Here is a 16904-nt window from a genome sequence, read left to right as displayed (position 1 = left end):
CGGTGACCTTGCGCTTCTTGGCTGTCATGCTGGAACCGTCGTCCCTTTCGCTTGCACCGAACAGGGTCGGCACGCACCGCTGGGACGGGCGGACAGGACAGTGGCGGGGCCTCTTGCACAGGCTCCTGACTTGTCTACTGGGGGCAGGCGCTTGGGTCTGCAGCCCGTAGCGTCAGGGCGCCGGTCGGCGCAGGTTCGCAGGCTCCTTGCCACCTAACTGGGTTGGCTCACTGATAGCGTGCCGAGCCGGCCGGCGCCCGGCCGTGGCGTGGCTCGACAGAGGCATGCGATCGATCTTCAAGTCAGGGTGCCCACCACGGCGAACCTCCATCACCCCATTGCCGTGGAGACCGCCCCGTGATCACGATCGGAATCGATCCGCACAAGTCCTCTCTCACCGCCGTCGCCGTCGACGCCACCGGCCAACAGTTGGCCGCCCGACGCTTCACCGTCAACGCCGGCACCTTCGGCCAGCTGACCAAATGGACGGATCGGTGGCCCCAACGGCGCTTCGCCGTCGAAGGCGCCAACGGCCTCGGCCGCGGCATCGCCCAACAACTGGCCGCCGCCGGCGAGACCGTTCTCGACGTGCCCGCCACCCTCGCCGCCCGAGCACGACTGCTGGATACGGGCGGCGGCCGCAAGACCGACGCCGCCGACGCAGTCAGCGTCGCCCACGTCGCCCTGCGCCACCGGCGTCTGCGTCAGGTCACGGCGGAGGACCAGAGCAGCATCCTGCGGTTGTTGGCCGAACGCCGCGACGACCTGGCCCACGAACGCACCCGCATCCTCAACCGGCTTCACGGGCTGCTGCGCGACCTCATCCCCGGCGGCGCTCCCGTCGGGTTGTCCGCGGACAAGGCCGCCGTCCTGCTCCGGACAACCCGGCCGCAGACCGCCACCGCCGCGTGCCGCCGCGACCTGGCACGCGACCTCCTGGCTGACCTTCGCCGCGTCGACCGTCAGCTCAAGGCCAACGAGGTGGCGCAGCGCGACGCGGTCGCCGCGACCGGCAGCACCCTGTCCGAGGTCCACGGCATCGCGGTCGTCCTGTCCGCGAAGATCCTCGGCCACGTCGGTGACGTCACCCGATTCCCCACCGCCGATCACTTCGCCAGCTACACCGGCACATCGCCGCTGGACGCCTCCAGCGGCAACCGCAACCGGCACCGGCTCAACACCGGCGGCAACCGCCAACTCAACTCCGCGCTGCACACCATCGCCGTCTGCCAGGCCCGCGACCCTGGCCCGGGACGCGTCTACTACCTGCGCAAAATCAGCGAGGGCAAGACCCCCGCCGAAGCGCGCCGCGCCCTGAAACGACGCCTCGCGAACGTCATCTACCGCCACATCCAGAAAGATCAGAAACGCCGATTCGCCATGACGACTTGACACACAGAGGCGCTATAAGGTCACGACGCCCCTGCCAGTGACGTGCAGGAACGGGGCCACCCGGAACCGGTCGACGGATCCTCAGCAGGACAACATCGTCGGTCAGGCGGTGAGTCAGACCAGACCGGGTGACCCCACCCCTACATCCTCACTGTCAGGCGGCGGCGAGGCGGGCGCGGAGGGCGTCGGCGGCGGGGCGTTCGCTGCGCTGCTCGGTGGCGTACGCCAGGCGTACCGCCTCGTCGGCGCTGGCCAGCGCCTCGACCGGGTGACCGCAGGCGGCCAGCGCCTCGGCCAGCACCATTGCGGCGATGACCTGGCTGCGGACGTCCTCCGCAGGGGCGACCACCGCCCGTTGCGCCCAGTCCAGCGCCTGCTCCCGCTGGCCGTGGGCGAGCAGCGCGGAGGCGTACCGGGCCATCGTCTGGCGGCGGGAGAAGAGCAGCGACGGGCTGTTCGCGGCGGTGGTGGCGACCGGGGCGAGCAGCCCCACCGCGGTGGCCGGATCACCGGCGGCCAGCCGGGCCACCGCGAGCAGCACCCGGGGCGCCACCTGCGCGGGCGCCTGCGGGTTGTGCGGCTCGACCGTGGTCAGCACCGACCGGGCAGCCCGCTCGGCGGTCTCCCAGTCGCCCATGTCCAGCGCCACGAAGCCGCGCAGCGTGCCGGCCATCCCGGTGAGCAGCGGGTGCGAGGTCCGTTCGGCGTATTCGAGGGCGTCGCCGAGCAGGTCGGCCGCATGCTCCGGTTCGCCCAACCCGCGCGCCACCACCCCCCGGACGACCAGGGCGAAGCCCTGCCCCCAGTCGTCGGAGACCTCGGCGAACTCCCGGTACGCCTGCCGCGCCGCCCGGTCCGCCTCGGCCAGCTCACCAAGCTCGGCGGTGGCGTACGCCTCGACGGCGCGCAGCGTGCCGACCGCCCACGCCTCACCGACCCGCTCCCCGAACGGGAGGAAGACCCGCGCCATCCGGCAGGCCTCCTTCAGCCGCCCGGCGAGGAGCCGGGCGAACGCGGTGGTGCCCCGCAGCCAGGCCCGCCCGTACGGGTCCTTCAGCTCGGCGAAGAGCCGGGCGGCCCGGCCGAGCACCGCGTCGGTGCCGGCGAAGTCGCCCCGGGTGGTGGTCACCCAGGCCAGGTTCTGCAGCGACCAGGCCTGCCCGCGCGGATCCTTGGCGGAGAGGCTGACCTGGTAGGACGCGGCGAGCCGGCTGCTCGCCTGGCTCAGCCGGCCGGCGATGAAGTCGGCCATCCCGAGCCTGCGCATCGCCGAGGCGCGCTGCGTGGGCAACTCGCCCGCGGTGGCCACCTGCAGCGCCTCCTGCCAGCAGCTGACCGCCCGGTCCTGGTCGCCGAGGGTCTGGTGGGCCTGCCCGGCGAGCAGCAGCGCGCTGGTCCGGGTCGCCGCGTCCCCGGCGTTGGCGGCGATCTTCTCGGCGTAGGCGAGCGCGTCGGCCGGGCGGCCGATCTGGAGCAGTGCCCGGGCGTGCACCACCCGGTCGGCCAGCGGTACGCCGTCCCGGGCCAGCTCGGCGGCGCGTTCGGCGTACTCGATGGCGAGGGCCGGCTCACCGGCCTGCAGCGACCGGCGGGCGGCCCGGCCCAGCGCGGCCACGCCGAGCGGGACGACCGCGCGGGCCGGCGCGTCCGGACGGAGCTTCACCGCGTCGGCGAGCGCGGCGGCCCGCTCGACGTGCTCGGCGACGAAGTCGTCCCGGGCGGCCTCGGTGAAGCCGCTCGGCGGCGTGACACCGTCGGTGGTTGCGGGGACGGCCCAGTGGACCAGCGCGGCGTGCCGCTCGGCCAGCTCCGCCTTGCTCACCCCGGCGTACGCGGCCTCCCGCATCAGCGGCGTCGCGAACGCGTAGCCGGTGCGGATGCGGTGCAGCATGCGGCGTTGCAGCAGCTCCTCCACGGCCCGGTCCCGCTCGACCGCGACCACCGCCGCCGGCCGGCCGTCCCGCCCGGCGCGCTGCTCGCGGAGCGCATCCAGGGCGGCGGCCGGCACGGTGTCGCCGACCACCGCCGCGTCCCGCAGCACCGAGCGGGCGTCCGCCGGCAGGGCGTCGATGCGCGCCGCGAGCACCGCGGCCAGGTCCCGGGAGAGCAGTCGGCTGCCCAGCGAACCGGGGGCCAGCCGCCAGCCGGCGTCCGCGCCCGCGGTCAGGGCGCCGCGCTCGCGGAGCAGGGTGACCAGCTCGGCCAGATAGAACGGGTTGCCCTGGGCGGTGGCGAGCAGCCGGTCCGCGTCGGTCGGCGGCAGCTTCCCGCCGCTGAGGTAGCTGGTCAGCAGCCGGGCGGCGTCGGCGCCCCGCAGCGCGGGCAGCGCGTGCACCTCGGCGTCCGCGACCCGGGTCAGCGCCCCGGCGGTACGCACCAGCTCAGGGCGGCCGAGCAGCAGCACCAGCACCGGGCCGCTGAGCCGGTTGAGGGTCAGCGCGAGCGCCTTGATGGTCTCGGGCGTGGCGTCGTGCAGGTCGTCCACCACGATCACCAGCGGCGCCTCGACGGCGAGCCCGCTGAGCAGCGCGGCGACCGCGTTCGGCACCGCCTCGGCGTCCGCCGGCGGGGAGGCGGCGTTCCACTCGCCGTTCTCGGCGGCGGCGGGCAGCTCGGCGTACCCGAGCAGGGCGAGCAGCTGGTCGGTGACGATCGGGGGCGGGTCGCCGGGGAGCCGGGCGAGCCGCTGGCCGAGCCGGCGCAGCCGCTCCTCCACCGCCGGGCGGGTGAGCGCGGTGGCCGCGTCGCTGGGCAGGCCGACGGCGGCCCGGACCAGGTCGGCGAGGGGGGCGAGCCGGCGTCGTTCGCCGAAGGCGGCACAGCGTACGGAGAGCACCCGGGCACCGGTGTGCGCGGCGTACCGGTTGGCGCCGACGTCGTACCCGGCGGCGAGGCGTTCGACCTCGGCGGCGAACCGGGACTTGCCGATGCCCGCCTCGGCCGTCATCAGCAGCACCCGCGGCTCGCCCCGGTCGATCACCTCGGCGAGCCGGCCGGCGACCCGGCCGATCTCGGTCTCCCGGCCCACGAACGGCGCCTCGTCGCCCAGGCCGGACCGGGTGCCCGGCGCGTCCAGCAGACCCAGCAGCTCGTGCGCCTCGACCGGCTCGCGCTTGCCCTTGAGCCGCAGCGGCCGCAGCGCCCGCCAGGAGGCGACGTGCCGGGTGGCGCTGGAGGTGCGGGCCCCGGCGTAGACCGCGCCGACGGCGGCGGCGTCGGCGAGCCGGGCGGCGGTGTTCACCGTGTCGCCGATGACCGTGTACTCGATCGCGGCCTGGATGCCGGCGATCACGTCGCCGGTGTTGAGGCCGACCCGCAGGCCGAGCGGCGCGCCGCCGCCGCGCTCGTCGTCGAGCACCCGACGGACCGCCCGCTGCATGGACAGGGCGGCCCGGACCGCGCGTTCGGCGTCGTCCTCGTGGGCGACCGGCGCGCCGAAGACCGCCATGATCCCGTCGCCGGTGAGCTTGTCGACGTGCCCGCCGAAGGTCTTGACCGCGCCGGCGAGCGCGGCGAGCACCCGGTCGGTGACCGCGCCGACCCGTTCCGGGTCGAGGTCCTCGGACCAGGAGGTGAAGCTGGAGAGGTCGCCGAAGAGCACGGTGACCACCCGCCGCTCGGCGGCGGGGAGCATGGCGGCGGCCGGCAGCGCGGCCCCGCAGTTGTGGCAGAACCGGGCGCCGGGTACGGCGACGGTTCCACACACCGGACAGGTCACGGCTGCTCCAACTCCGCACCCCCGGCGCCGGATTCCCCGGGGTCGAGCCCGAGGTACTCCAACTGGGCCCGGACCGACCATTCGGCGGCCCACCAGAGCGACCGGTCCACGTCCGCGTAGACCCGGGCGACCACCTCCGGCGCGCTGGTGGCGCCGTCGGCGACGGCGGCCCGGACCTGGTCGAGCCGGGCCCGCCGGTGGGCGAGGTAGAAGTCGGCGGCGGCGCCGCAGTCGGCCAGCGCCGGGCCGTGGCCGGGCAGCGCCGGGATCCCCCGGTACGTCGAGAGCAGCTCCAGGCTGGTCAGGTAGTCACCGAGGTGGCCGTCCGGGTGGGCGACCACGGTGGTGCCCCGCCCCAGGATGGTGTCGCCGGTGAGGACCACCCGCTCGTCGTCGTGCTCGACGAGGAAGCAGACCGAGTCCCCGGTGTGGCCCGGGGTCGGGAGCAGCCGGATCTTCAGACCGAACCCGCCGACGTGCTCGCCGGACGTGGTCAGCGGTTCACCGCCGATGGTGTGCGCCGGGTCGGCGGCGAGCACGTGGACGCCGCCGAGCAGCTCGGCCAGCCGCGGTGCGCCGTCGGTGTGGTCCGGGTGCCCGTGGGTGATCAGCACGGATCCGACCGGCCCGTGCCCGGCGATCGCCGCCAGGTGCTCCTCGTCGGCCGGCCCGGGGTCGACCACCACGGCCGGGGCACCGGGGGCCGCCCGCAGCACCCAGGTGTTGGTGCCGTCGAGCGTCATCGGTCCCGGGTTCGGCGCCCGTAGCAGCGTCACCCAGCCGGGCAGCTCGTCGGCGAGTGCCCCCGTCGCCCCCGTCACATGCCCGCCCATGGCTGCGATCGTACGACTCCGCTCGCCAGTCCCCGCGATCTTGCAGTTTCGGCCCCTGATTCGTGCCCGTTCAGGGCTTTCGTCGGGGCACCACGTGCAAGATCGCGGGTACGGAGCGTCAGGCGACCTCGACGATGACCTCGACCTCGACGGGGGCGTCGAGGGGGAGCTCGGCGACGCCCACCGCGCTGCGGGCGTGCCGGCCGGCCTCGCCGAAGACCGCGCCGAAGAGGTCGGAGGCGCCGTTGATCACGCCGGGCTGGCCGGTGAAGCCGGCCGCGCTCGCGACGAAGCCGGTCAGCTTGACGATCTTGACGACGTTCTCCAGGCCGACCAGTGAGTCGATCGCGGCCATGGCGTTCAGCGCGCACCGCTCGGCAAGGTCCTTCGCCTGTTCGGCGGAGACGCCGGCGCCGACCTTGCCGGTGGCGAGCAGCTTGCCCTCCGCCATCGGCAGTTGGCCGGAGACGTAGACGTGCTGCCCAGACTGGACGGCCGGCACGTAGCTGGCCACCGGCGGCACCACCTCGGGCAGGGCCAGACCGAGTTCCGCGAGCTTCGCGTGCGGTCCGTTGCTCATGCCTTGGGCCGCTTCAGGTAGGCGACGAGCTGCTCCGGGTTCGGGCCGGGAACCACGGAGACCAGTTCCCAACCGTCCTCGCCCCAGTTGTCGAGGATCTGCTTGGTCGCGTGGACCAGCAGCGGGACCGTGGCGTATTCCCACTTCTGCATCGGGTGAAGACTCCCTTACCTGGCATGGACACTTTCCAGGCACAGACTACGGTCCGGACGACGACCTGGGCGCAGGACGCTGCTCGGGCGTCACCGACAGCTCACCGCAGGGCCCCTCGCAGAAGACCCGGCGCCGGTTGTCCTGGTCGTCGGCGGTGGAGACCGTCGTCTCGCCGGCGTCCACCTTCCTACCGCCCTATGCGGGGCTGGCAAGTCGCCCATCGACCGCTACCCTTCCCGTCGGACGGGCGACCCACGCTCGCCCGCCACGCTCGATCACGCGTCCGTCGCCCTGGGCGGCGAAGGGCGCCGCACCCCGGGGGAAAGACATGACCCAACCGCCCATCGGTGGCGCTACCGGCTCGCCCGACGGCCCGTCCCGCGAGGAGCCGTCGGCCGGGCCCGTGCCGGCCACCGCCCCGGCCCCCGGCGCGTTCCCCCCGCCGCCCGGCGGCTACCCGGCCTACCAGAGCCCGGCCGCGCCGAAGAAGCGACGCGGCCTGCTGATCGCGTCGATCGTGCTGGCCGCGGCCATCCTGCTCTGCGGCGGGGGCGGCACGGCCGCGTTCCTGACCCTCCGCGACACCGAGGACGGCCAGGGCGCCAAGGAGCCGGCGGTGGCCGTGGACGGCTTCCTCACCGCCGTCTACAAGGACCGGGACGCCAAGAAGGCCGCGACCTTCGTCTGCTCGGCCTCCCGGGACGGCGAGAAGATCGCCAGCAAGGTCGCCGAGGTGCGGAAGTACGCCGCGGAGTACCAGAACCCACGCTTCCGGTGGACCACCCCGAAGGTGGACAACCAGACCGGCGACCGGGCCACCGTCACCACCAAGGTCACCATGACCACGTCCGACGAGAAGGTGGCCGACCAGGACCTGCGCTTCACCGTGGTGCGCAAGACGGGTTGGTGGGTCTGCGAAGTCGCCTGAGCCGGGCGGCTGGATAGGCTCGACGGGTGCGAGCAGCTGAGCAGCGGTCCGACACCTGGCCGGCCCGCCTTCACGTGGTGACCGGCAAGGGCGGCACGGGCAAGACCAGCGTGGCCGCGGCGCTGGCCCTCGGCCTGGCGGGCGGCGGCCGGCGCACGCTGCTGGTCGAGGTGGAGGGGCGGCAGGGCATCGCCCAGCTCTTCGGCACCGACCCGCTGCCCTACGAGGAGCGGCACCTGGCCGACGCCCCCGGCGGCGGCGAGGTGCGGGCCCTGGCGGTGGACGCCGAGGAGGCCCTGCTCGAGTACCTGGACATGTTCTACAAGCTCGGCGCGGCCGGCCGGGTGCTGCGCAAGCTCGGCGCCATCGACTTCGCCACCACCATCGCGCCGGGCCTGCGGGACGTGCTGCTCACCGGCAAGGTGAAGGAGGCGACCACCCGCACCAGCGGCCAGCGCCGGACGTACGACGCGGTGGTGCTGGACGCGCCGCCGACCGGGCGGATCGGCCGGTTCCTCAACGTCACCGCGGAGACCGCCCGGCTCGCGAAGATGGGCCCGATCAAGACCCAGAGCGACGGGGTCTCCGCGCTGCTGCGCTCCCCGATCACCGCGGTGCACGTGGTGACGCTGCTCGAGGAGATGCCGGTCCAGGAGACGGTGGACGCGATCACCGAGCTGACCCAGCTCGGCTTCCCGGTCGGTCGGGTGATCGTCAACGGCGCCCGGCCGCCGGTGCCGGCGGGGCGGGCGCTGAGCCAGGCCGAGCTGAAGCGGGGCCTGATCGCCGCCGGCCTGCCCGCCGACCGGGACACCGTGGCCGGGCTGGCCGGGGAGGCCCGGGACCAGCAGGTACGCCGGGAGCTGGAGGACTCGCTCCGGGCCGAGCTGGTGGAGCTGGGCCTGCCGCTCAGCGAACTGCCGCTGCTGCCCGGCGGGGTGGACCGGGCCGCGTTGGAGACCCTGGCCAGGGGGCTCGTCCGGGCGGATTGACTCACACCAGCGGCCGGCACGGAGCAGAGACACCCCTGGCCCGATACGCTCGATCGGTGCCTTCCGAAGCCGCGGCGCCACCGCTGGACGTCGACCAGATCCTCGCCGACCCGGGCGTACGGATCGTGGTCTGCTGCGGGGCGGGCGGAGTTGGCAAGACGACCACGGCGGCGGCGCTGGCGCTGCGGGCGGCCGAGCGACACGGCCGGCGGACGGTCGTGCTCACCATCGACCCGGCCCGGCGGCTGGCCCAGTCGCTCGGCCTGACCGAGCTGGACAACACGCCCCGCCACGTCAAGGGCATCGACGTCGAGGCCAGCGGTGGTGAGCTGCACGCCATGATGCTGGACATGAAGCGCACCTTCGACGACGTGGTGCTCCAGCACACCGACCCGGCGAAGGCGGCGGAGATCTTCGCCAACCCGTTCTACCAGGCGATGAGCTCGACCTTCGCCGGCACGCAGGAGTACATGGCGATGGAGAAGCTCGGCCAGCTGCACGCCCGGGGCGAGTGGGACCTGATCGTGGTGGACACCCCGCCGTCCCGCTCGGCGCTGGACTTCCTCGACGCCCCGGCCCGGCTCTCCCGCTTCCTCGACGGGCGGATGCTGCGGCTGCTGCTGGCCCCGGCGCGCAGCGGGGGGCGGAGCATGTTCAGCCTTGTGACCGCCAGCTTCGGGATGTTCTCGAAGATCGTGCAGAAGGTGATCGGCGCGCAGCTGCTCACCGACCTCTCCGGCTTCGTCGCCGGGCTGGATTCGACGTTCGGCGGCTTCCGGCAGCGGGCCGAGCAGACGTACCGGATCCTGCAGGCGCGGGAGACGGCGTTCCTGCTGGTGGCGGCGCCCGAGCCGGACGCGGTCCGGGAGGCCGCCTACTTCGCGGGGCGGCTGCGGGAGGAGCGGATGCCGCTGGCCGGCCTGGTGCTGAACCGGGTGCACCGACCGGCCGTGGCGTCGCTGGGCGCGGCGGAGAGCCTGGCCGCCGCGGAGCGGCTGGCCGAGCTGGGTGGCCACGAGGGCACTGTCGGCGTGCTGCGGGCCCACGCCGCGCTGGCCCGGCAGGCGGTACGCGAGCAGCGGGTGGCGGCCCAGTTCACGGAGGCGTTCCCGGCGGTGCCGGCGGTGTCGGTGACGGCGCAGCCCGCCGACGTGCACGACGTCGACGGGCTGCGGACGATCGGCGCGGCGATGAGCCAGCCGTGAGGCCTGCGGTCAGCCGGCGGCGGTGACCAGGATCTTGTCCTTGCCGGCCTTGTCCTTGGCGTTCTTCTTCATGGCCGCCTCGAACATCTTTCGCCAGCTCGTCACCTGCGGGTGACGGCGCAGCAGCGCCCGGCGTTCGCGCTCGGTCATGCCGCCCCACACCCCGAACTCGATCCGGTTGTCGAGTGCGTCGGCCAGGCACTCGTACCGAACTGGGCAGCTCCGGCAGATCCTCTTCGCCACGTTCTGTTCGGCGCCCTGTACGAACAACGCGTCCGGGTCCCCGTTCTGACATGCCGCCAGCGACGGCCAGTCAGTGATCATGCCCATGTGTACACGTCCCCCCTTGCAGTACCTACCGACCTCGTGCGACCAGCCGTCGATTCCCCCCGGCCGTCCGGCCCGTCCTTCCCCAAGGAGGCACGGACGACGTGTGGCTCTGTCGCCGCCACCATCATGCTCTGTAGTCGCCTGATTACGCAACGTTGTCGGCGAAATCCATCATTCCGGACACTCCCGGCTTCCCGGGCCCTCGCCCGCCGTCTACCCGGCCCGGGTCGGTGAAAACGCTGCGCGGCTTCTCCGTTCGGAGGAGACTCGTCGCCAGGTTCACGCAACCGCACACCGGGGTTCGTGCGTTTAGCACAACGAGGTCGGCGCGCGCAGGAAATGGGGAAAGAACGCCCCGGCGCCCCTCGTTCCCTACTCGCGTACCCTGTCGAGGTGACCTGGATGCGGAAACGTGACCACAATGTCTTCACCAACGCCGCATCGCTACTGATCTGTGGCCTACTGGCCGGCGTGGTGGTCGCGGCGGCGGCCTTCCCCGCAGTGGCGATGTCCGGGCTGGCCGCCAAGGCCGGCTCCGAGACCTTCGGCGGACTGCCCAGCGAGCTGACGGTGGCCCGGGCGCCACAGATCAGCTACCTGCTCGCCTCGGACGGCAGGACGCCGCTCGCCACGATGTACGACGAGAACCGCAAGGACGTCAAGCTCAAGGACATCTCGCCCTTGATGCAGAAGGCGATCATCGCGGCCGAGGACCACGACTTCTACAAGCACAACGGCGTCGACCTCAACGGTGTCGCCCGGGCGTTCGTCAACAACAGCTCCGGCGGCAACTCCCGGCAGGGCGCGTCGACGCTGACCATGCAGTACGTCCGGCTGGCCATCGCGTACTCGGCGACGCACCCGGCCGACGTGGTCGCCGCGACCGAGGACACCAGCGCCCGCAAGCTGCGCGAGATGAAGTACGCGCTCCAGATCGACAAGGAGCTCTCCAAGGACGAGATCCTGGAGCGCTACCTGAACATCGCGGCCTTCGGCAACGGCGCGTACGGCATCTTCGCGGCCAGCCAGGTCTACTTCGGCAAGCTGCCGAGCAAGCTCGACATCCAGCAGTCGGCCATGCTCGCCGGCATGGTCAAGGCGCCGACCGCGTTCGACCCGACCACCAGGGCCGGTTACCCGGAGGCGGTGGCCCGGCGGGACTACGTCATCCAGAACATGGTCGACATCGGGGCGATCAACCAGGCGGAGGCCGACCAGGCCAAGGCGATCACGCTGAAGGTCAACGACAAGCGCACCCCGAACGGCTGCATCGACACCAACCAGCGGACCTGGGGCTTCTTCTGCGACTACTTCTACCGCTGGTGGATGCAGCAGGAGACGTTCGGCTCGACCTCGTACGACCGGGAGCGCCGGCTGAAGAGCGGCGGCTACACCATCACCACCACGCTCGACGTGCAGGCGCAGAAGGGCGCCGACAGGGCCGTCCGCAACCACCTGAAGGAGAACAGCAAGGCGGCCCGGATGGTGGCGGCGATCGAGCCGGGCACCGGCCGGGTGCGGGCGATCGCGGTGAACCGGAACTTCAAGATCGACGACCCGAAGCACCCGCAGAACGCTCTCTCCAGCGACCCGGTGAAGGCCAAGAAGAAGATCCGGGGCAACTATCCGAACACGGTCAACCCGCTGGTCACCGGCGGGCCCGGCATCACCGGGTACCAGGCCGGCTCGACCTTCAAGATCTTTACCCTGGTGGCCGCCTTGGAGAAGGGGTTACCGCTCAGCTACACCATCAACGCGGAGAAGGTCTTCAAGTCCGAGTACATCGTCGAGCAGAACTCCCCGGCCGCCTGCCCGGGCACGCACTTCTACTGCCCGGTGAACGCCAACCCGAAGATGGTCGGCGTGCACAACATGTGGAGCGGCTTCGGCTTCTCGGTGAACACCTTCTTCATCCCGCTGCAGCAGCAGGTCGGTGCGGAGAACGTGGTGAAGGCCGCGCAGAAGCTCGGCATCACCTTCCGGGCGCCGAGCGACGCCAAGTTCGCCTCGAACAAGGACGCCGCCCACCAGTGGGGCGCGTTCAGCCTCGGCGTCTCGCAGACCACGCCGCTGGAGCTGGCCAACGCGTACGCCACCCTGGCGGCGGACGGCAAGTTCTGCGAGCCGATCCCGGTCGAGGAGATCCGCGGCCCGGACGGCAACAAGCTGGACATCGCCAACCCGCACTGCGAGCAGCGGATCAGCCCCGAGGTGGCCCGCGCGGCCGTGGACGCGGCCCGCTGCCCGGTGGGTGACCACTCCACGACGTCCAAGTGCAAGACCGCCACCGCGGGCAACGTCCGCCGGATCGTCGGCGCGCCGGTGGCCGGCAAGTCCGGCACCACCGACTCGGAGAAGACCTCCGCCCTGGTCGCGATGACCAAGCAGTACGCGGTCGCCGGCATCATGGCCGACCCGGACTGGCCGCAGACCAACCAGAAGATGGGCCACGACGTCCCGAACGGCATCAACCCGGCGGTGTACGAGACGCTGCGCGACGCGATGAAGGGCAAGGACCGCAAGGAGTTCACCCCGCCCGGCGGGAAGATCATCGAGGGTGACCAGCGCGCCATCCCCGACGTGACGTGCCAGCCGATCGATGCCGCCACGTCGCGGCTGCGCGGCGCCGGGTTCGAGCCCGTCGTCTCCACCAGCAAGGTCGCGTCGAGCTGCCCGAAGGACACCGCCGCTGGCACCAGCCCGGACGGCCGCACCATCAAGGGCGGCGTGGTGAGCATTGAGGTCAGCGCCGGTGGCGCCGCCAAACCCGGCGACCCCCCGCCTGGCGGGGTGGTCCCGCCGCCGCCCAACAACGGCCGCCCCCCGAAACCACGCGGCTGACCCGTGACACGGACGGGCGGGCACCCCTGGTGGGGTGCCCGCCCGTTTGTCGTACGCCCGGCGAGAGCCGGGACGGTCAGAGGCCGAGCTGTCGGCGTACCTCGGCGGCGACCCGCCCGCCCTCGGCCTGGCCGGCCACCGCGGCCTGGGCCGCCTTCATGGCCGGGCCCATCTGCGCCTTGCCGGTGAAGCCGCCCGCGGCGAGCGCCCCCGCGACCAGCTCGGCCAGCTCGTCGTCGGAGAGCTGCTTCGGGAGGTACCGCTCCAGCACGTGGCCCTCGGCGGTCTCCTTGGTGGCCTGCTCGGCGCGGCCGGCGTCGGCGAAGGCGGTGGCGGCCTCGCGCCGCTTCTTCGCCTCCTTGGTCAGCACCACGAGCACCTCGTCGTCGGTGAGCTCGCGCTTGGCCTTGCCGGCGACCTCGGCATTGCCGACGGCCGCGAGGGCCATCCGCAGCGTGGAGGTGGTCAGCTCGTCGCGCGCCTTGAGGGCGGCGCGCATGTCTGCGGTGAGGCGGTCCTTCAGCGTGCTCATGGACGGTCAAACTACCCTGAACACCATGCGAAAGCGCACACTATTCCGGCTTGCCGCCGGGACCGTCGCCGCGGGCACGGCCACCCTGGCGTACGCGTCACTCGTCGAACGCAACATGTTCACCCTCCGCAGGTACGACGTGCCGGTGCTCCCGGCCGACGCCGAGCCGCTGCGCGTGCTGCACCTGTCGGACCTGCACATGACGCCCGGCCAGCGGCGCAAGCAGGACTGGGTGGCCTCGCTGGCCGCCCTCGACCCCGACCTGGCCGTGGTGACCGGGGACAACATGGCCCACCCCGACGCCGTCCCCGGCGTGCTGCGGGCCCTGCAGCCGCTGCTCGACTTCCCCGGCGCGTTCGTCTTTGGCTCGAACGACTACACCGGGCCGGTCTGGAAGAACCCGTTCACCTACTTCCTACCCGACCGGGAGTACACCGAGGGCGCGGCGCTGCCGTACGAGGAGCTGCGGGACGTCTTCACCGGCGCCGGCTGGGCGGACCTGAACAACGCCCGGACCACCCTCAAGGCCGGCGGCCGGGAGGTCGAGCTGGTCGGCGTCGACGACCCGCACATCGAACGGGACGACTACGCCGCAGTGGCCGGTCCGGCGTCCGCCGCGGCCGAGCTGGCCATCGCCCTGGCGCACTCCCCCGAACCGGCCGTCCTCGACCAGATGGCCGCGGACGGCTTCGGGCTGCTGCTCGCCGGACACACCCACGGCGGCCAGGTCTGCGTACCGGGCTACGGCGCGCTGGTGACCAACTGCGGGTTGCCCCGCGCGATGGCCCGCGGCCTGCACCGCTGGCCCGGCTCGGACTCCTGGCTGCACGTCTCCGCCGGGCTCGGCACCCACCCGACCGCGCCGGTGCGCTTCGCCTGCCCGCCGGAGGCCAGCATCCTCACCCTGATCCCCCGCTGAACAGGTCCGGGAAGCCCCGGTCCGGGGGTGGGGGGTACCGGGTTTGACCATCGGACCGGGTGGGCTACTATTTGTCGGCACGCCTCGGGGTGTGGCGCAGCTTGGTAGCGCGCTTCGTTCGGGACGAAGAGGTCGTCGGTTCGAATCCGGCCACCCCGACCAGAGGTAACAGCAGGTCAAGGCCCCTCCACGGAGGGGCCTTGATTCATTTCCGGCGATCACTGCTCTGTCGGAGGCAGCGAGAAGGCAGCAAACGACGCGAGCACCTTACGATCCCGGTCACGTGTCGAGTCCGTGTAGCGGTCCAGGGTTGTCGACGTCTGCTCGTGCCCCATCACCTTCGCCACGTCGTTGATGGGCACGCCGTCGGAGACGAGCAACGTCGCGTACGAGTGCCGAAGATCAAGGAAGACCGGCGACGCGGCGGAACGGCTTAGGGCATGGGAAGAGACGGAGGCAGTCCCTGGTGCCGACATCACCATCGACACGTCCAAGACTCTTCCCCACGTGGCGGCGAAGCTGATCGACTGGGCAGCGCGATCCAGCCAGGCTGCCAACGTAGAGGTTGGCCGCCGGTTGCAGGCCCCACTTGCGCCAGACGCGTGACACGGTGGCGAAGCTGACCGGCTGGCCTTCGCGGCGTAGCTGCTCGGCCAACAGCCGGGCCTACCAGTGCGTCACCCCCAGATGCGCCGGCGGGCGTCCGTCGTCGGACACGGTGCGCACCACCAAGGCCGCTCCGTTGATCGCGTGGGCAAACTTGCTCTCGATGACCCCGCCCGCCGAGCCTACTTGGCGATTTGCCCAGAGGGCTGATTCGCGGGGCGTCAGCGCAGTGCAACCTCGCCCGCGTGAACGGCACGCATGGCGCGCTCGACAGTCTCCTGGTTTTCGCCGACCGGAGCCACATAGCCGATGACGTCGCGCGCGGCGTCCTCCCCGAGCATCCGGGTGATCACCCACGTGGCGAGATACTGTGACGCCAGGCAGCCGCCCGCCGTGGCGATGTTCCCCTCGGCGTGGAACGGCGCGTCCAGCACAGTGACGTCGCAGGCTTCGACAAAGGGCCGGCTCTTCATGTCCGTGCAGGCGGGCATGCCATCCAGCAGCCCGAGCCGGGCGAGCACCAGCGCGCCGGAGCACTGCGCACCGATCAACTGTCGCGAGGGGTCGAGCAGCAGCCTGGAGATCAGCCGGTCGTCGGCGACTACGTCTCGCGCCTTCACCCCGCTACCGATCAGCACGACGTCGGCTTCGGTCACGAACTCCACCGGGCGCTGCCCGGTCACCTCGACGCCGTTCATGGACGTGACCACCGGCGTCGGCGTCGTGATGAAGGCCTCCAAGCCGTCCTTTCGGCACCGGTTGATCAGCGCGGAGGCGATGAAGCTGTCGAGCTCATTGAATCCATCAAAGGTGACCACGGCTACCTGCATGGCATCTCCTCAACGTACGCCACTGGAGGTGCAGTTTCCCAGGCGCGCTGTGCCCAGGTCGCGGACCAATTGGCGATCGGTGGCTCATCACACAGTGCTGCAGTTGCCGAAGTCGAGCCTGGACCGGTTGATGGCCGAGATGGCGACGTCGAGGCTGGACCTGGACCGTATCCTCGCCGATTCGGTAGGGCCGAAGGCGAGGCTGGACTCGTCTGAAAAGTGAGTGCGGTACAGCAGCGAAGTACAGCAACCGCCGACCAGATCACCAAGGCCAACCGCAAAAAGACTTCAGGCACTCAACACTAGTGGGTCTGTCGGCGGTTGGACGCCTGCCGGACCGCCTCAGTGAGATCCCGCCAGGTGCCGGCCGAGGTCTTCATCATCCGGTCGACCATCGACCGGGCGGATGCTTCGTCTCGGAACTCGTAGGACACCTCCTTTCCTCCGTCACCGCCGAGACGGCCACGCACCCGCCAGAGCCGACCGTCGGAGACCAGCCAGATGTCCCGCCGGGCCATGCGGCCCCATGCCCCGTTCCAGTAGGAAGATCCACCTCGCCGTCGACGGACGTGGCCGGCCGCTGTCGATCCTGCTCACCCCGGGTCAAGCCGGCGACAACCCGCAGCTCCTGGCCCTGCTCGACGCGATCCGGGTCAACGAACCCGGTCCCGGCCGGCCCCGCAAGCGCCCCGAGGTGCTGATCGCGGACAAGGGTTACGCGCACGACTCCACCCGGCGGGCGCTGCGGCAACGCGGTATCCGACACGTCATCCCTGAACGCTCGGACCAGGTTGCCCGCCGGGCCGCCAAGGGGAGCGCCGGCGGGCGACCACCAGCATTCGACCGGGTCGTCTACAAGAAGCGCAACGTCGTGGAACGCTGCTTCAACCGACTCAAGCAGTGGCGTGACCTGGCCACCAGATACGCCAAACGCGCATCCCTCTACCGGGCCAGCCTCGTCCTCATCGCCGCCGTCATCTGGCTTCCATGATCGACAGGACAGGCCCTAGTCCGCTCCGACGGTCCGAACCACGGCGAGCGGCTG

General features: G+C 71.9%; 15 protein-coding genes, 1 tRNA gene and 1 pseudogene. 8 read left to right on the top strand and 9 right to left on the bottom strand.

Translation table 11 applies throughout. The annotated features are described in order from the left end of the window. Positions 1 to 357: 357 nt before the first annotated feature. Positions 358 to 1392: an IS110 family transposase gene (locus SLP03_RS11270; RefSeq protein WP_319460496.1), complete on the top strand. Its 1035-nt coding sequence runs from the start codon at positions 358 to 360 to the stop codon at positions 1390 to 1392. Positions 1393 to 1546: 154 nt separating this feature from the next. Here SLP03_RS11270 and SLP03_RS11265 read toward each other — a convergent pair whose 3' ends face one another. The 4 genes from SLP03_RS11265 to SLP03_RS11250 form a co-directional block, all read right to left on the bottom strand. Beyond that, complete coding sequence (locus tag SLP03_RS11265; RefSeq protein WP_319460495.1) at positions 1547 to 5110, bottom strand: adenylate/guanylate cyclase domain-containing protein; 3564 nt, start codon at positions 5108 to 5110, stop codon at positions 1547 to 1549. Beyond that, on the bottom strand, positions 5107 to 5943 hold the full coding sequence (locus SLP03_RS11260) for an MBL fold metallo-hydrolase (RefSeq protein WP_319460494.1): 837 nt from the start codon (positions 5941 to 5943) through the stop codon (positions 5107 to 5109). Before SLP03_RS11260 ends, SLP03_RS11265 begins: the two co-directional genes overlap by 4 nt. Positions 5944 to 6061: 118 nt before the next feature. Then, entirely contained in the window at positions 6062 to 6523 is a 462-nt protein-coding gene (locus tag SLP03_RS11255) for a RidA family protein (RefSeq protein WP_319460493.1), read from the bottom strand. Further along, on the bottom strand, positions 6520 to 6675 hold the full coding sequence (locus tag SLP03_RS11250; RefSeq protein ID WP_013736319.1) for a DUF4177 domain-containing protein: 156 nt from the start codon (positions 6673 to 6675) through the stop codon (positions 6520 to 6522). Before SLP03_RS11250 ends, SLP03_RS11255 begins: the two co-directional genes overlap by 4 nt. A 329-nt stretch (positions 6676 to 7004) precedes the next feature. On the opposite strand from SLP03_RS11250, the gene SLP03_RS11245 reads away from it, so the two are divergent. The 3 genes from SLP03_RS11245 to SLP03_RS11235 are packed head-to-tail and all read left to right on the top strand — an operon-like array spanning position 7005 to position 9801. After that, complete coding sequence (locus tag SLP03_RS11245) at positions 7005 to 7604, top strand: hypothetical protein (RefSeq protein ID WP_319460492.1); 600 nt, start codon at positions 7005 to 7007, stop codon at positions 7602 to 7604. Between the two features lie 26 nt (positions 7605 to 7630). Continuing rightward, positions 7631 to 8596, top strand: a complete 966-nt coding sequence (locus SLP03_RS11240) for an ArsA-related P-loop ATPase (protein ID WP_319460491.1) — start codon at positions 7631 to 7633, stop codon at positions 8594 to 8596. 56 nt (positions 8597 to 8652) lie between these two features. After that, positions 8653 to 9801 carry an ArsA family ATPase gene (locus SLP03_RS11235; RefSeq protein WP_319460490.1) on the top strand — a complete coding sequence of 383 codons (1149 nt, stop codon included), beginning with the start codon at positions 8653 to 8655 and terminating at the stop codon, positions 9799 to 9801. Between the two features lie 9 nt (positions 9802 to 9810). Here SLP03_RS11235 and SLP03_RS11230 read toward each other — a convergent pair whose 3' ends face one another. Continuing rightward, the gene (locus SLP03_RS11230) at positions 9811 to 10131 is read right to left on the bottom strand and encodes a WhiB family transcriptional regulator (RefSeq protein ID WP_319460489.1); all 321 of its coding nucleotides are present in this window, start codon (positions 10129 to 10131) and stop codon (positions 9811 to 9813) included. A 402-nt stretch (positions 10132 to 10533) separates the two neighbouring features. On the opposite strand from SLP03_RS11230, the gene SLP03_RS11225 reads away from it, so the two are divergent. Beyond that, a complete protein-coding gene (locus SLP03_RS11225; RefSeq protein ID WP_319460488.1) occupies positions 10534 to 12972 on the top strand; it encodes a penicillin-binding protein in 2439 nt (812 codons plus the stop codon). A gap of 76 nt (positions 12973 to 13048) precedes the next feature. Here the strand turns inward: SLP03_RS11225 and SLP03_RS11220 are convergent, their stop codons facing one another. Continuing rightward, the gene (locus SLP03_RS11220) at positions 13049 to 13504 is read right to left on the bottom strand and encodes a GatB/YqeY domain-containing protein (RefSeq protein WP_319460487.1); all 456 of its coding nucleotides are present in this window, start codon (positions 13502 to 13504) and stop codon (positions 13049 to 13051) included. 25 nt (positions 13505 to 13529) lie between these two features. Here SLP03_RS11220 and SLP03_RS11215 point away from each other — a divergent pair, with 25 nt between their 5' ends. Beyond that, on the top strand, positions 13530 to 14423 hold the full coding sequence (locus tag SLP03_RS11215; RefSeq protein ID WP_319460486.1) for a metallophosphoesterase: 894 nt from the start codon (positions 13530 to 13532) through the stop codon (positions 14421 to 14423). Positions 14424 to 14508: 85 nt separating this feature from the next. Further along, positions 14509 to 14585 (top strand) — tRNA-Pro (locus SLP03_RS11210). Positions 14586 to 14641: 56 nt separating this feature from the next. On the opposite strand, the gene SLP03_RS11205 is transcribed toward SLP03_RS11210, so the two are convergent. The 3 genes from SLP03_RS11205 to SLP03_RS11195 all read right to left on the bottom strand — a co-directional run bounded on the left by SLP03_RS11205 (position 14642) and on the right by SLP03_RS11195 (position 16377). Beyond that, a complete protein-coding gene (locus SLP03_RS11205) occupies positions 14642 to 14905 on the bottom strand; it encodes a tyrosine-type recombinase/integrase (protein WP_319460501.1) in 264 nt (87 codons plus the stop codon). 345 nt (positions 14906 to 15250) lie between these two features. After that, positions 15251 to 15859 carry a DJ-1/PfpI family protein gene (locus tag SLP03_RS11200; protein ID WP_130333186.1) on the bottom strand — a complete coding sequence of 203 codons (609 nt, stop codon included), beginning with the start codon at positions 15857 to 15859 and terminating at the stop codon, positions 15251 to 15253. 302 nt (positions 15860 to 16161) lie between these two features. After that, positions 16162 to 16377, bottom strand: a complete 216-nt coding sequence (locus tag SLP03_RS11195) for a hypothetical protein (RefSeq protein WP_319460485.1) — start codon at positions 16375 to 16377, stop codon at positions 16162 to 16164. A 20-nt stretch (positions 16378 to 16397) separates the two neighbouring features. Between SLP03_RS11195 and SLP03_RS11190 the strand changes: the two are divergent. Then, positions 16398 to 16850: pseudogene (locus tag SLP03_RS11190) on the top strand (IS5 family transposase); the annotation flags it as partial. Positions 16851 to 16904: the final 54 nt, after the last annotated feature.

The sequence above is a fragment of the Micromonospora sp. RTP1Z1 genome (assembly GCF_033804685.1).
Taxonomy (GTDB): Bacteria; Actinomycetota; Actinomycetes; order Mycobacteriales; family Micromonosporaceae; genus Micromonospora.
Note: the sequence above shows the minus strand (reverse complement) of the source record. Positions and strands in the feature narration are given on the sequence as shown.

Excerpts from the sequence above, each read along its gene's own strand:
- SLP03_RS11260 (WP_319460494.1), bottom strand. The coding sequence starts at position 5,943 with ATGGGCGGGCATGTGACGGGGGCGACGGGGGCACTCGCCGACGAGCTG.
- SLP03_RS11255 (WP_319460493.1), bottom strand. The coding sequence starts at position 6,523 with ATGAGCAACGGACCGCACGCGAAGCTCGCGGAACTCGGTCTGGCCCTG.
- SLP03_RS11250 (WP_013736319.1), bottom strand. The coding sequence starts at position 6,675 with ATGCAGAAGTGGGAATACGCCACGGTCCCGCTGCTGGTCCACGCGACC.
- SLP03_RS11245 (WP_319460492.1), top strand. The coding sequence starts at position 7,005 with ATGACCCAACCGCCCATCGGTGGCGCTACCGGCTCGCCCGACGGCCCG.
- SLP03_RS11230 (WP_319460489.1), bottom strand. The coding sequence starts at position 10,131 with ATGGGCATGATCACTGACTGGCCGTCGCTGGCGGCATGTCAGAACGGG.
- SLP03_RS11225 (WP_319460488.1), top strand. The coding sequence starts at position 10,534 with ATGCGGAAACGTGACCACAATGTCTTCACCAACGCCGCATCGCTACTG.
- SLP03_RS11220 (WP_319460487.1), bottom strand. The coding sequence starts at position 13,504 with ATGAGCACGCTGAAGGACCGCCTCACCGCAGACATGCGCGCCGCCCTC.
- SLP03_RS11215 (WP_319460486.1), top strand. The coding sequence starts at position 13,530 with ATGCGAAAGCGCACACTATTCCGGCTTGCCGCCGGGACCGTCGCCGCG.
- SLP03_RS11205 (WP_319460501.1), bottom strand. The coding sequence starts at position 14,905 with ATGGTGATGTCGGCACCAGGGACTGCCTCCGTCTCTTCCCATGCCCTA.
- SLP03_RS11200 (WP_130333186.1), bottom strand. The coding sequence starts at position 15,859 with ATGCAGGTAGCCGTGGTCACCTTTGATGGATTCAATGAGCTCGACAGC.
- SLP03_RS11195 (WP_319460485.1), bottom strand. The coding sequence starts at position 16,377 with ATGGCCCGGCGGGACATCTGGCTGGTCTCCGACGGTCGGCTCTGGCGG.